This is a genomic window from Fibrobacter sp. UWB3 (assembly GCF_002210405.1).
Taxonomy (GTDB): domain Bacteria; phylum Fibrobacterota; class Fibrobacteria; order Fibrobacterales; family Fibrobacteraceae; genus Fibrobacter.
The window spans coordinates 29,496-44,293 of the sequence record NZ_MWQJ01000012.1 but is presented as its reverse complement, the minus strand read 5'-3'; the positions used below and the strand labels follow the sequence as shown (position 1 = coordinate 44,293).

12 protein-coding genes are annotated in these 14,798 nt (G+C 49.9%); 3 read left to right on the top strand and 9 right to left on the bottom strand.

Annotated elements, in window-relative coordinates:
- Window positions 1–2 precede the first annotated feature (2 nt).
- The 5 genes from B7991_RS12575 to B7991_RS12555 form a co-directional block, all read right to left on the bottom strand.
- Entirely contained in the window at window positions 3–797 is a 795-nt protein-coding gene (locus B7991_RS12575) for a MetQ/NlpA family ABC transporter substrate-binding protein (RefSeq protein WP_088631134.1), read from the bottom strand.
- 116 nt (window positions 798–913) lie between these two features.
- Entirely contained in the window at window positions 914–1,363 is a 450-nt protein-coding gene (locus B7991_RS12570) for a zinc ribbon domain-containing protein (RefSeq protein WP_088631133.1), read from the bottom strand.
- Between the two features lie 234 nt (window positions 1,364–1,597).
- Window positions 1,598–4,246, bottom strand: a complete 2,649-nt coding sequence (gene alaS / locus B7991_RS12565) for an alanine--tRNA ligase (protein ID WP_088631132.1) — start codon at window positions 4,244–4,246, stop codon at window positions 1,598–1,600.
- A 128-nt stretch (window positions 4,247–4,374) separates the two neighbouring features.
- The gene (locus tag B7991_RS12560) at window positions 4,375–4,860 is read right to left on the bottom strand and encodes a hypothetical protein (RefSeq protein ID WP_088631131.1); all 486 of its coding nucleotides are present in this window, start codon (window positions 4,858–4,860) and stop codon (window positions 4,375–4,377) included.
- A 178-nt stretch (window positions 4,861–5,038) separates the two neighbouring features.
- The gene (locus B7991_RS12555) at window positions 5,039–6,112 is read right to left on the bottom strand and encodes a family 16 glycosylhydrolase (RefSeq protein WP_088631130.1); all 1,074 of its coding nucleotides are present in this window, start codon (window positions 6,110–6,112) and stop codon (window positions 5,039–5,041) included.
- Window positions 6,113–6,481: 369 nt separating this feature from the next.
- Between B7991_RS12555 and pflB the strand changes: the two genes are divergently transcribed.
- Window positions 6,482–8,737, top strand: a complete 2,256-nt coding sequence (gene pflB, locus B7991_RS12550; RefSeq protein ID WP_088631129.1) for a formate C-acetyltransferase — start codon at window positions 6,482–6,484, stop codon at window positions 8,735–8,737.
- 108 nt (window positions 8,738–8,845) lie between these two features.
- Here pflB and B7991_RS12545 read toward each other — a convergent pair whose 3' ends face one another.
- The gene (locus B7991_RS12545) at window positions 8,846–9,541 is read right to left on the bottom strand and encodes an MBL fold metallo-hydrolase (protein ID WP_217898064.1); all 696 of its coding nucleotides are present in this window, start codon (window positions 9,539–9,541) and stop codon (window positions 8,846–8,848) included.
- A gap of 99 nt (window positions 9,542–9,640) precedes the next feature.
- Window positions 9,641–10,516, bottom strand: coding sequence for a hypothetical protein (locus B7991_RS12540; RefSeq protein ID WP_088631127.1), 876 nt, complete (start codon window positions 10,514–10,516; stop codon window positions 9,641–9,643).
- Window positions 10,517–10,726: 210 nt separating this feature from the next.
- Between B7991_RS12540 and pflA the strand changes: the two genes are divergently transcribed.
- Entirely contained in the window at window positions 10,727–11,506 is a 780-nt protein-coding gene (gene pflA / locus B7991_RS12535) for a pyruvate formate-lyase-activating protein (RefSeq protein WP_088631126.1), read from the top strand.
- Window positions 11,507–11,888: 382 nt separating this feature from the next.
- Here the strand turns inward: pflA and B7991_RS12530 are convergent, their stop codons facing one another.
- Window positions 11,889–13,091, bottom strand: coding sequence for a type II secretion system F family protein (locus tag B7991_RS12530; protein ID WP_088631125.1), 1,203 nt, complete (start codon window positions 13,089–13,091; stop codon window positions 11,889–11,891).
- Window positions 13,092–13,094: 3 nt separating this feature from the next.
- Window positions 13,095–14,162: a type IV pilus twitching motility protein PilT gene (locus B7991_RS12525; RefSeq protein WP_088631124.1), complete on the bottom strand. Its 1,068-nt coding sequence runs from the start codon at window positions 14,160–14,162 to the stop codon at window positions 13,095–13,097.
- A gap of 51 nt (window positions 14,163–14,213) precedes the next feature.
- Between B7991_RS12525 and B7991_RS12520 the strand changes: the two genes are divergently transcribed.
- The gene (locus B7991_RS12520; RefSeq protein WP_088631123.1) at window positions 14,214–14,732 is read left to right on the top strand and encodes a TlpA disulfide reductase family protein; all 519 of its coding nucleotides are present in this window, start codon (window positions 14,214–14,216) and stop codon (window positions 14,730–14,732) included.
- Window positions 14,733–14,798: the final 66 nt, after the last annotated feature.

Below are 14,798 nucleotides of genomic sequence, written 5' to 3'. Positions count from 1 at the left end.
ATCTAAAAAACGGGAACCACTTCGCCCTTGGTGTACTTGCCCTTAATCCAATTCTTGACCTTTTCGCTCTTGAGGGCGTTCACCAAGGCCTGAATCTTTGCAGACTTCTCGTTACCCGCCTTGACCGCAATAACATTCACGTAAGGCGAACTCGCATTTTCAACAAACAAACCATGAGACGATGCATTAAGACCTGCCGGAATCGCATAGTTGCCGTTGATGGCGGCCGCATCCACATCCTGCAAAATGCGCGGGAGCGAAGCAGCCTCCAGTTCCTTGAACTTCAGCTTTTTCGGATTCTCGGTAATATCAATGGGAGTTGCAGTGATGCCAGACTTTGGATCAAGCTTAATAAGGCCAGCAGCCTGCAACAAAAGCAAGGCGCGCCCTTCGTTGGTCGGGTCGTTCGGAATCGCAATCGTTGCACCTTTCTTCAAATCTGCAAGCGATTTGACCTTTTTCTTGGAATTCTTCGACGGATAAAGTGCGAAAGGTTCCACATGAATGCCGCCCGCATTCACAAGATGCGTTCCCTTTTCTTTATTGAAACTTTCGAGGTAAGGCAAATGCTGGAAGTAATTGGCATCTAATTCGCCAGATTCCAGCGCCTCGTTCGGAGTCACGTAATCTGTGAACTCAACAACCTTGAGTTCATAGCCCGCCTTGGCAAGGTCATCCTTAACCAAGTTCAAGATGGAAGCATGCGGCTCCGGAGTCGCACCAACCTTGATGACTTCGGCAGAAAACGTAGCAATAGCGGCAAAAGCAACAGACAAAATAATCTTACTGATATTCATTTTTACTCTCCTATTTTTTTTCGCACAAAAGATAGGATTAGCAAGAGTTATCAGCAAGATATATTTAACTATAGCGTTTTATAGGATTTTTCTATACGTATTTTGTGCAAAACGCTTTACGCTTGTTTCCAATGCTTTAGTTGCGAGAGGTGTTTGTCGAAAAAGGCGCGGCGTTCTGCATCGGGAGTATTGTCGGGATTGGGCATGTGCGAAAGCAGAAAATCGAGGAGGACCGACTTGTCGTTGTAAACAAACTTACCGTCGGTATAGCACCACTTGCAATAATCTTCGTTGAATTCGCCGTTCAGTTCACGGCTGATCATGGAATCTTCGCTGAGAGGCATTCCGCAGCATTGGCAGAAGAGTTGGCGCGGAGCGCCGAGTAACGTGTTGATGGACACGTCGAATTCACGGGAGATGACTTTGAGCATTTCGGTATTCGGCTGGGTTTCGCCAGTTTCCCAGCGGCTCACAGCTTGGCGCGTTACATGCAAGCGTTCGGCCATCTGGTCCTGGGTCAGGTTTTGATTCGAGCGCAACTTAAGCAAAACTTCTCGTACTTCCATAATATTCTCCTTTTGCAAATAAAATATTTTTTATCGTTTATCATTTCTTTTGACGAGTATAATATAGAACCAAGCTATAACAAAAGCAAGCAACAGGTTGTTGCTTTTTTACGAGAGATGCGCAACCGAGAAACGCGCCCCCCCCCAGGTCCACAAACAAAAAAAAGGCGCCACGCATAAATGCGAGGAACACCTTTTATAGGAGGAGATTCCCGCTCGGAGGCGGGAATGACATTATGCACCGAGCTTTGCTCTAATCCAGTTGTTAGCGTTAGCGATAGCTTCGGCAATCTTTTCCGGTTCGCGGGTACCAGCCTGAGCGCGGTCCGGACGGCCACCGCCCTTACCGTTGCAAGCCTTAGCGAGATCCTTGACGATGTCGCCAGCCTTGATGCCCTTGGCCTGAACGTTCTTGCCAACCATCACGGCGATGCTACCGGAACCATTGTCCTTGTTCGCAATCACAGCAACGCTATCGACGTCAAGCTTGTTCTGAACGCCGTCGAGCAAGTTCTTGTACTTTTCATCCGGCAAGGAGAGTTCGCGAACGTAGAGGTTCACGCCCATCACGTTGATGCCACCGTTCAAGAGTTCGGCAGCGGCGAGCGTTGCGAGTTCAAGCTTCACGGACTGGAGGCTCTTTTCGAGGTTCTGCGTCTTGGCAAACGTCTGCTGAATGCGGTCGAGAACTTCGGCATCCTTGCAGCGGAGCTGTTCACGGAGAGCCGTGAGGATCTGCGTACCAGCACGGAGGAGGCTCAAGGCGCCACGGCCAGAAACGGCTTCGATACGGCGCACGCCTGCGGACACGCTAGATTCAGAAACGATCTTCACCATGCCGATGTTACCGGTGTTCTGCACATGCAAGCCACCGCAAAGTTCGCGGGAGAATTCGACGCCAGCGTCACCCATTTTCACGACGCGGACCTTGTCGCCATACTTTTCGCCGAACAGAGCCATAGCACCGCTAGCCTTAGCTTCATCGACGTCCATCACGTCGGTGTGAACCGGCAAGCATTCCATGATCTTGGCGTTCACGATGTCTTCGACCTTCTGGATTTCTTCAGTGGTCATGGCGTTGAAGTGGCTGAAGTCGAAGCGGAGGAGTTCGTTCGAAACGAAGCTACCCTGCTGCTGCACGTGAGTACCAAGCACTTCACGGAGAGCGGCTTGGAGCAAGTGCGTTGCGGAGTGGTTCTTGCGGATGTCAGCGCGACGATCGTTATCGACAGTAGCCATGAACACGGCGCCCATCGTTTTTTCGTTAGCATCGCCCTTCACAACCTTACCACGGCAGAGAGCAGTATCGTTCACCTTCACGGTGTCGAACACCTGGATTTCGAGGTCGGCAGAAACGAGCGTTCCCTTGTCACCAACCTGGCCACCCATTTCGGCGTAGAACGGAGAGGTTTCGAGGACGATGGAGAGCACGCCCTTGTCTTCGCGCCAGCGGACAACCTTCGTTTCGCAAGCGGAGAGTTCATAACCGACAAAGTTTGTGCTAGCTTCGCTGTACTGCGTCCAGCCTTCGGTACCCATCGTGTTGATGCCCTGCTTCATGTTAGCGCGGGCGCGTTCCTTCTGTTCATTCATGCACTTTTCATAGCCTTCTTCATCAATGAGGAGGCCCTTTTCTTCGGCGAGAATGCCAGTGAGGTCCGGCGGGAATCCATAAGTATCATAGAGCAAGAACACCTTGTCGCCCGGAATCTTGTCGCCCTTCTTGAGTTCGGCAGAGATAGCGGCGAAGCGTTCGAGACCAGCGTCGAGCGTACGGATAAAGCTTTCTTCTTCGCTCTTAATCACGCTAGCAACAAATTCCTTGCGTTCACGGATTTCCGGGAAGGCATCGCCCATCGTGTCGGCGAGCACCTGAACGAGCTGGCAAATGAACGGCTTCTTCTGACCGAGGAGGCGGGCAAAGCGGCTAGCACGGCGGAGGATGCGGCGGAGCACGTAGCCACGGCCTTCGTTAGACGGGAGAGCGCCATCAGCAATTGCAAACGAAATAGCGCGGATGTGGTCGGCAATCACGCGGTGCGGGGTGCCGGCTTCGCCATCGTTGTACGGAACGCCAGAGAGTTCAGCGATCTTTGCGATAATCGGGGTGAACACGTCGGTATCGTAGTTGCTGGTCTTGCCCTGAAGAATAGCGCAGATACGTTCGAAACCCATACCGGTATCGACGTTCTTGGCCTTGAGCGGAATGAGGGAGCCGTCGCTCACGCGTTCATACTGCATGAACACGTTATTCCAAATTTCAATGTAGCGGTCGTTTTCGCCGTTCACGCCCTTGATCGGGTCCTTGAACGTTTCGGCCTGCGTAGCGAGGTCGCCGCGATCGTAATGGATTTCGGAGCAAGGACCGCACGGACCGGTGTCGCCCATTTCCCAGAAGTTGGAGTGTGCATCAAAACGCATGATGCGGTCATCCGGAAGACCGGACACGTCCTTCCAAATCTGCCAGGCTTCGTCATCATCCTGATAGACAGTTGCGAACAGGCGTTCCTTCGGGAGTTTCCACACTTCGGTCAAGAGTTCCCAGGCCCAAGAAATAGCTTCCTTCTTATAATAGTCACCGAAGCTCCAGTTGCCGAGCATTTCGAAGAAGGTGTGGTGGTAGTTGTCGCGGCCCACGACGTCGAGGTCGTTGTGCTTGCCGGACACGCGGAGACACTTCTGGCTGTTGCATACGCGCTTCCAACCCTTCGGATTGTCGCCAAGGAAAATTGCCTTGAACTGGTTCATGCCCGCGTTCGTGAACATGAGCGTCGGGTCGTCATGCGGAACCACCGGCGAAGAACGCACAAAGAGGTGGCCCTTGGATTCGAAGAACTTGATAAAGGATTCGCGCACTTGCGCAGAAGTCATTTTTTCGGACATAGCTATTCCTTTGATTTTTTACGGCGACAAATTTAGAAAAAAAAGGAGATGCCCGCACGGAGGCGGGCATGACAATGTACCAATAACTAATAGCTAATGACCAATGACTAACGACTATCGACCAACTACTAGTACAGTTTTTTCATGTCGGTGAGGTGGCCTTCTTTTTCGTGGAAGAGCGTGAGCGAGCCTCCCTGAATCTTCTGGAAAATCTTGGTGAGCTTTTCAACGGCGATAGCCTCTTCAAAGCCGACTTCGTTATAAGCGGTTTCGCCAATCACGATGCCCACGTTCATCATATCCGGGGCCTTGCGGCGCAAGTAATTCAAGAATTCCTCATCGCTATTGAGCACGTCTGTCGGCGTGAGCTTTTCAAATTCCGACGGATCACGCGTACTTGCGTGCAGTGGGAACATGTCGTCGCCCACGATCTGTTTCGAATTCAAATAGAAAACATTTCCGACATACAAACTAATAGAATCATTCAGAACCTGACGCACTTCAATCAGCACATCGCTTGTAATCGAAGCCTCCTGAATGTCAAGCTTAGAAGGGGCGCAAGCCATAAAAGCAAGCGAAATTGCGGCAAGAGCCGTAAGGAAAAATTTTTTCATGATTACCTCTTTTTAAACCAATATACAATCATTTACATTTCAAGAAAAGCAAAAAATGTTTTATAAAAAAAGGGATATTCCCTCCCGGAACGGGGTCCGGGATGACAAGTGGCGGGAATGACATACAAAAAAGCCCCCCAGATTTCTCCGGGAGGCTTGTTTCTATACACCAAACTTTTTATTCGGCTTCGTAGTCCATGATGAGGCGGCAAACACCGTTTTCAACGATGACGTTGTCTTCACGGAGCATCACGCGTTCCATTTCCCAGTTACCGCGGCTCCAATGGTCGTAGTTAAGATCTTCGCCATCGAAATCGTCCTGCCAGAGCATCGTAAAGCCCTTGGTAGCTTCATCGTAAGAGTAAACGCGGACATAGTCAATCTGCTGTTCGACCGGGAGGCCAACACCGCCATCCCACTTACCCGTCCAGGCAGAGCTCTTGGAGGCCCAGAGGTTAAAGCGGAGAGACTGTTCCTTAGTCAAGAACTTCACTTGGTCTGCGTCAGCATGGGTACCACGGCTCATGCCAAGCGTATCGCGGCGAACTTCGACGCTGTCGATTTCCCAGGAAACGTATTCCGGAGTCCAAACGATTGCGTAAAGGTGGAAGTCCTGCGTAGCATCGAAGCCAAATTCATGAAGCGGCTTGCTTTCAGAAGCGGTCGTAGCCTTGATCGTGGGATCGGCTTCACGAGTGATGATATTGGACTGCCACTTGTCAGCAGCCTTGCCCAAAACTTCAATATCAATTTCGTTCCACGGTTCATCTTCCTTGAGCCAGGAGTTATCATAATAGACGAACATGGAGCTCACGGTGCCAGAAAGGGCAGCCATCTTCATGCGAGCTTCGAAACGGCCATACTTGAACTGGTCAAGGCCAGTAAGTTCAGCGCCGTAGAAGGAGTACTTCTTAGTCGGATCGAGAGCGGTCAGCTTCGGCACTACATAAGTGAACTGAGAAGCGCCATTCGAGCTGGAAGAAACACCCGGGAGGGCATCCACAGAGCTTGAGGACACGCCCGGAAGAGCTTCGACAGAGCTAGAAGAAAGTTCCGGAAGGACGACCGAACTCGAGGACAAGTCACCAACCGGCAACACAGAGCTCGAAGACAAATCAGTCGGAGGGAGCTGGGCTTCGGAACTAGAAGACACCGTTGCATTTGTGCTCGGCGGAGCAGCGAAATTTGTATCTTCATCAGAGCATGCAGCAAGGAAAGCCACAGCAACCATCGGAATAAGAATCTTTTTCATTGTTGACCTCTTAATTTCTTTAACTATAAGATAGTTTTTGATTTTCCCTAGCGTACACCTAGCGACAGCATTTTTAAAGTCAACTGTATCGATTGTATTTTACACATTTTTGAAACACTTTTACATAAAAAACCGACTTTTTCAAAAATTAGCCATGTAACATTCTCGTAAGCATTTTGCAAAGTCACTTCAGATTGAAAAGCCTCATTTTATACCTTGCCTGCCCCTTTTTTAATATGTATATTGCGTTTTACAAAAAAAATCGATAGAAAAAAGCACAATTTCGGGCCCACCTTTTTCTACAAGGCTTAAAAGTTAAACAACTTTTTAATTGTATTGACAGCCGGGTTCGAGACAAAAGAGGTTACTATGCAGGAAGCATGGACAGGCTTTAAAGGCGGTCGCTGGCAGGAAGAAATTAACGTCCGCGACTTTATCCAGAAAAACTATACTCCCTACGATGGCGACAAGTCGTTTTTGCAGGGACCGACTGAAGCTACGAACAAGCTCTGGGCAGAACTCCAGGAACTACAGAAGAGAGAAATTGCAAAGGGTGGCGTCCTCGACATGGACACAGACGTTGTCTCCACTCTCACAAGCCATCAGGCAGGCTACATTTCCGAAGAAACCAAGGATCTCGAAAAGATCGTAGGTCTCCAGACCGACAAGCCGCTCAAGCGCGCATTCATGCCGTTCGGCGGCATCAAGATGGCTGAAGAATCTTGCAAGAACTACGGTTACACGCCGAGCGAAGAACTTCACCGCATCTTTACGGAATTCCACAAGACCCACAACCAGGGCGTTTTCGACGCTTACACGCCGGCAATGCGTATGGCCCGCAAGGCCCACATCATTACGGGTCTTCCGGATACTTACGGCCGTGGCCGTATCGTCGGTGACTACCGCCGCGTCGCCCTTTACGGTATCGACTACCTCATCGCCCAGAAGAAGGCCGACAAGGCTCTGACCGACGAAACGGATATGCGCGAACACGTGATCCGCCAGCGCGAAGAACTCGCCGAACAGATCAAGGCCCTCGAAGGCATGAAGGTCATGGCCAAGATTTACGGCTACGACATTTCCAAGCCGGCAACGAACGCCCGCGAAGCCGTGCAGTGGCTCTATTTCGGTTACCTCGCTGCCATCAAGACGCAGAACGGTGCCGCCATGAGCGTCGGCCGCGTTTCGACCTTCCTCGACATTTACATGACCCGTGACTTGCAGAACGGCGTCATCAACGAAACCGAAGCTCAGGAAATCATCGACCATTTCGTGATGAAGCTTCGTATGGTCAAGTTCGCCCGTATCACCAGCTACAACGAACTCTTCAGTGGTGACCCGGTGTGGGCTACGCTCGAAGTTGCTGGCCTCGGCCAGGATGGTCGCCATCAGGTGACCAAGAACGACTACCGCTTCTTGCACACGCTCGTGAACATGGGTCCGTCTCCGGAACCGAACCTCACGATTCTCTACAGCCCGCGCCTCCCGGCAAGCTTCAAGAAGTTCGCTGCAGAAATCTCCGTGAAGACCAGCGCCATCCAGTACGAAAACGATGACACGATGCGTCCGATCTGGGGCGACGACTACAGCATCTGCTGCTGCGTTTCTGCAACTCAGACCGGTAAGGAAATGCAGTTCTTCGGCGCTCGTGCAAACCTCGCCAAGACACTCCTCTACGCCATCAACGGTGGTAAGGATGAATGCCTCGTGAAGGGTACGCAGGTTGGCCCGGAATATCCGCCGATCACCAGCGAATACCTCAACTACGACGAAGTCGTCCACAAGTTTGGACTCTACATGGACTGGATTGCTCACTTGTACGTGAACACGCTCAACTTGATCCACTACATGCACGACAAGTACTACTACGAAGCTGCCGAAATGGCCCTCATCGACACCAACGTCCGTCGTACGTTTGCTACGGGTATCGCAGGCTTCAGCCACGTTGTCGACTCCCTTTCTGCAATCAAGTACGCTAAGGTCAAGGTCATCCGTGACCCGGCTACGGGCCTTGCCGAAGACTTCCAGATCGAAGGCGACTTCCCGCGTTATGGAAACGACGACGATCGCGCAGACAGCATCGCTGTTTGGCTCCTCAAGACGTTCATGGCTAAGATCAAGCAGACTCCGACTTACCGTGACTCAGAACCGACCACTTCCATCCTTACCATCACGAGTAACGTTGTTTACGGTAAGGCTACGGGTGCACTCCCGGATGGCCGTAAGCAGGGCGAACCGTTCTCTCCGGGTGCAAGCCCGAGCTACGGTGCCGAAAAGAACGGTCTCTTGGCATCTCTCAACTCTGTTGCCAAGATTCCGTACGAATACGCTCTCGACGGTATCAGCAACACGCAGACCATCAACCCGGATGCACTCGGCCATGACGACGAAGAACGTGCCAACAAGCTCGTGCAGGTTCTCGACGGTTACTTCGGCCAGAGCAGCCACCACTTGAACGTGAACGTGTTCGGTGTCGAAAAGCTCAAGGACGCTATGGAACATCCGGAGAAGGAAGAATACCAGAACTTCACGATCCGCGTTTCTGGCTACGCCGTGCGCTTCATCAAGCTCACTCGCGAACAGCAGCTCGACGTGATTGCCCGCCAGGCACACGGCGTGCTTTAATCGGCTTACAAATTAAGCGAAAAGGTTCCCGAAAGGGGACCTTTTTTGTTTTTGTAAAATTGCTACGGAAAATTGTTGCGAGAAAATGTTGCGGGAAAGTCCGCAAAATCATGCCACGATGTAATTCTCGTTCTTTTGGCGGCGGGCAAGCACTGATTCCAAGAACTGGATGACAGAGCTTTTATCGCGCACAAGGCCGCGCTTGTGGCTTAAGCAAAAGCGCGATGCAGTAAGCGACTTGAGCATCTTGATTTGTTGTTCGAGAATCTGCACATTGTACACGTCAGGTTCTCCATGCCCTACCATCGGATATGTCGCATCGCCCAAGAAAACGAAGTCATCTACAATAAGCGCAAGCGAGCCTTTCGCATGGCTATTCGGAATGGGCAAAATTTCGATATGCACGACATCGTCAAACGAAAGTGGTGAAGACACTGTAATCTTTTCGTGACCAGCAATTTCGCCAACGACTTTTGAGGCATGCGAACCAACATAAAGCGTATCAAAATCTAGTGAAACCTCGCCATTGCAATGCCGAACGACATTCAGCAAATGGTCCCGATGAAAATGCGAAATTACGATGTTCTTTTTGAGCGGAACAGTGGCATTTTTGATGCACTCGCTAGTATCAAGATGCGTCGAGCTCTCGGAACTGCGCGGCAACGCGTTTATAAAATCAACAGCCTCGTCGCAGGCACCCACATCAAAAATCCACCACGCAGAATCGCCACGCACAGCAACAACATCCGCGCTCAGCGGCTCATACGACATTTGCAAATACCGGATTCTATCTGTCAGTTTCACGATTTTCGTCATCGAAAGCCAAAGATAGAATTTTCCTCCGATTCTCTGTTCTCATAAACAATAGCGTAAACACAATTCTCAAAAAAAATAATTACGACCTTATTCCGCACTGACCGCACGCGAATACGGAGCATCAACAACACGAGCTATTGTATCGCCATCGGCCAAACTTTCTTTGGTCGTATAAGAAATACACGGCCACAACTTTAAATCCGAATTTTGTGAACTTTTGCAATACGCATCGGCTACACCCGTGATGATTACTTTATTTATTTGAACTTTCTTCTCCCCTCTTTTGCACATACTGCAAACGACAACCGTATATGAATTCTCTCTATAAATCGAATCCAGCACGGCCACATTTTCTTTAACATCATCATTTACCGCAACCATTTCTGTTGTCGTTTTCAGGTCTTGTACAGTGATTAGGCCATCTTTAAAGAGCCCATTTCCGTCAGTTGAAATATATAAGTTGTTTCTATTATTTCGTACAACACGGCCTTCAAAAAGACGCTTGAAATTAAATGTGTATCCAGATATTTTTGAGTCTTCGTGCTCAGAAAACTGCCATTCTTCATCAACAGAAACAAGCATATACTTATCCGCATACTTGCTAGGCATAATGGTTTTCAATATCCCATTGGCGCACTGTTTTCGATTTGATTCCAATTCAGAAAGATCAACTTGCACACCTTCCTTTTCAAACAAAATTTCATTTTCATCGGTACTTAGAACGCGTACATCATACTTTTCACTCAAGAGTGTTTTCATTTCATTAAAAGTTTCATTACCAGATTCAATGACCGCAATGTTCGATGAAGCAACCCGCGCTGAATTCAAATAATTTTGAGCATCATCACTAAGCACAATCGAAGACTTATCAGCAGCACCTGCCGAAGACGCAAGTGCGTCAGGACCGCTTGAACACGCAGCAAACAAGCCTGCTGCAACCAAAATTTGCAAATAATGTTTCATTATGTTTTCTTCCAAAATATTTTATACACCATAAAATCTAAAAAGAATCGCAAAATAAAAAAGATATTTTCTCCGGAAAAATTACGGATTTACCAACCATACGCAACGCATTTTCCATCGTTTTGTATTATATAGAACATCTTTCGCTTTTTACAGAACACCGCAAAAAATTCCACGCAAAACGAAAACGCAATTTTTTATTTTTGCATCATGACTCTCGGAAGAATCAATAAGCTTGAAACGTTCGGATCGGTCGATGGACCGGGAATTCGATTTGTCGTCTTTACGCAGGGCTGCCCCATGCGCTGCAAGTTCTGCCACAACCCGGAAACATGGGATTTCGGGACGAAAAGTGCAAACGGAACACCGAATGGATCGTTTGAAATAAGCGCCGAAGACTTGCTGAAAAAAGCCGTACGCTACAAGCCCTACTGGGGAACCGATGGCGGCATCACCGTAAGCGGCGGCGAACCTCTTGCACAAATCGACTTCATGATTGAATTCTTCGAAGCGGCAAAAGCGTCGGGAGTCCACACGTGCGTCGACACAAGCGGCATCACGTTCAGGCCCACTGGCGAACCTTTCGCGAAATTTGAACGTTTGATGAAATCCACTGACCTCTTGCTCGTGGACATCAAGCACATCGATGCAGACGAGCACAAGGAACTCACAGGCCACGGCAACGAAAACATCATCGAATTTTTCCGTTACCTCGACCGCATCCAAAAGCCCATCTGGATCCGCCACGTGCTCGTGCCTGGCATTAGCGATAACGACGAAGCCCTCACGCGCACCCGCGACTTCATCCGCACATTAAGCAACGTCAAGCGCGTCGAAGTCCTCCCCTACCACGCATTCGCCCTCAGCAAGTACCAAGAACTTGAAATCGACTACGCGCTCAAGGACACGCAAACGCCCACCGCCGAACGCGTCAAAAACGCCAACGAAATCCTCGAAACCGCAAAATACACAGGCTGGATGAAAAAGTAGGCAGTAGGCGATAGGAAGTAGGAAGGGATTGTTATACGAGAAGGTGATCCCGGCACAAGGCCGGGATGACAGCGCAAAAAAGGAGATGCCCGCTCGGAGGCGGGCATGACAAAGTAAAAAGACGAGGCGCGCAGCCTCGTCTTTATATTTAATTCGAGATTTCGTCTAAAGCCTAGCGAGAGCAGGAATCAACTTCGCGTAGCGTACCCACACATTCCAGCAAGGGATAAGAAACAAGTAAGACGAGGTATCAAACCTCGTCTTTTAAATTTATTTGAGATTTTGCCTAAAGCCTAGCGAGAGCAGGAATCAGCTTCGCGTAGCGTATTGTTATACGTGAGCGAAGCTGTGACGAACTATCGCGACGGCTTTCGGCGAAAGATCAGCCTTTAATGGCGTCGCCCATGCTAAACATCGGCATATACATTGCAATTAGGAGGCCACCGACGGCGCCGCCCAAGAACACGATGATCAACGGTTCAATCATACTCACAACGGCATCGACTGCGGCGTCCACTTCTTCGTCGTAGAAGTCCGCGAGTTTCAAAAGCATACCGCCCAAGTTACCGGTCTTTTCACCGACGCCTGTCATCTGGATCACCATGGGCGGGAAAATACCCACTTCTTCCATCGGCTCGGCAATTGACTTACCGCCTGCAATACCAATCGATATCTTATAAATTGCCTTTTCAACGACTTTATTACCAGCGGTTGTCGCAACGACCTTCAAGGCATCCATCACAGACACACCAGCATTCAAAAGCGTTCCGAGCGTTCGAGCAAAGCCAGCCGTCGCAGACTTAATCTGCAAATCGCCTAGCTTTGGCACCTTTAGCGTAAACTTGTCCATTGCAAATTGCGCTTGCGGTATTCGCATTATCATCTTGTAGGCAAAAATGACAATGATAAGCCCGATGAACATGAACGCACCATTATTGCGTATAAAGTCAGAAATATTCATCACGACTTGCGTCGGGGCCGGGAGTTCAGCGTCAAGAGCGGCGAACTGTTCAGCGAACGTCGGCACCACGAACGTCATAAGAGCAATCACAACGACAATACCCACGATAATAACCATGATCGGGTACGTCAAAGCTTTTTTCACCTTACGTTTGAGGCGCTGGTTGTTTTCGAGCGTTTCTGCCAGACGAGCCAAAATGCCTTCGAGAATACCACCCGCTTCACCGGCGGCCACCATGTTGCAATACAAGGAGTCAAAGACCTTCGGATGCTGAGCCAAAGCATCGGCAAGCGAAGAACCGCCGTTAATTGACTGCGTGAGTTTATGCACAACGCTCTTGAGTTCCGGGTTTTCGCACTGCGCTTCGAGAATGTTCAAGCACTGAAGCATCGGAAGACCTGCCGAGCACATAGACGAGAACATACGCGTAAAACGAGTGATGTCTTCGGTCTTGATGCCGGAACCAATCTTAATCTTGATTTCGGTCGGCTTCTTTTTGAGGCTCGTGATAACCAAGCGACGACGGAGCAAGAGAGCTTCGGCTTCGGCCTTGTCCTTTGCTTCGAGCGTTCCTTCAAAGCTGTTGCCCTGCGAGTTTTGGGCCTTGTACAAAAATTCTGCCATCGATTACACCCCTTCCTTTACGAACAACTGTTCCAACTGATCCGGGCTCGACGAACGGGCAAGTGCATCAAAGCGGTCGACCTTGTGGTTCTTGACAAGATCGCACAAGCACATGTTCATCGTATTCATGCCGAACTTCTGACCGATTTCAATCATGGATTCAATCTGGTGCACCTTGTCATCGCGGATCAAAGCACGGATACCCGGCGTCACGTTCATGACTTCGTACGCCATCACGCGGCCACCGCCAATCTTTGGCAAAAGGGTCTGGCAGATGACGCCTTGGAGCACAAACGAGAGCTGCGTACGCACGGTCTGCTGTTCACCCTTCGGGAAGGCGTCGACCACACGGTTAATCGTCTGTACGCAAGAGTTTGTATGAAGCGTAGCAAAAGTCAAGTGACCCGTTTCGGCAATCGTAAGTGCCGAGCGGATTGTTTCCAAGTCACGCATTTCGCCGATAAGCACCACGTCCGGGTCCTGACGGAGAGCCATCTTGAGGGCCTGGGCAAAGCTGTGCGTATCGCTACCAACTTCGCGCTGGTTGATCATGCAACCCTGATGCTTATGCAAAAATTCGATCGGGTCTTCGACCGTCAAAATGTGGTCGTGACGTTCCTTGTTAATCTTGTCGATCATGGCAGCCAAGGTCGTGGACTTACCAGAACCGGTAGCACCCGTCACCAGCACAAGGCCAGAGGGGCGGGTCGTAAATTCGGCCATAATCTTCGGAAGGCCAAGATCCTTGAACGTCTTGATATCAAGAGGAATAATACGGAGGGCAAGCGCCACGCAGCCACGCTGCAGGTAGGCGTTCGCACGGAAACGCGCAAGATTTGCAATACCGAATGAAAAGTCGCATTCCTTTTGCTGTTCAAAAGTCTTTTTCTGGGCTTCATTCATCAAGCTGTAAGTCATACGCATGGTTTCGTCGGGCTTAAGCTTGTTTTCCCCGATGGGGGTAAGCTTGCCGGAAAGACGAATAAGAGGGGGGGCGCCGGCCGTAATATGCAAGTCGGACGCCCCACGTTTGACCATTTCTGCTAAAAGATCTTGAATGTTATATGCCATGCTCTAGAATATAATTTAAAAAGCCCAAAAATTTCATAAATTCTTTATGCAATGCGTTCATCCACTTATAAAATACTCGCATGGGTAGGGGCAATTATTTTCCTCGGTTTCGCGTTTTATGCGATCGAGGCGAAGTCCCGCTACAAACTGAACTTCCCAGAGACTGTCGTAAACTTCGCGGCAGACGATGTAACGGGAGGTAAATCGGACTACGCAAGCGAGAAGGGGACGGCAACACTTATTGTTTTGACCGCCTCCTGGTGCCCATCGTGCCGAGCGGAGCTCCCCATTCTCAAGCAGTTCAACGAAGAATTCGGCCCGAAGGGCCTTAAGATTTTGATGATTGACGAGGACGATTCCAAGAAGGTCGCCCGCAAGTACAAGAAGAGTATGGATATTCCGTGGACGATGCTCCACTGGAACTACGACGCGCTCAAGGCGCTGGGGAACCCAGGTGTGATTCCCGTAAGTTTTGTAGTCGACAAGGACGACAAGATCCAGCACGTCGATGTCGGAGTGCTCAACGAACTGAGAGTCCGACACGAGCTAAAGCGACTGCTGGGACAGTAATACGAGATGGCGACCCCGTCCCCATTCGCGGATCATGACCACATAAGAACTAAAGTTCTAAGTGGT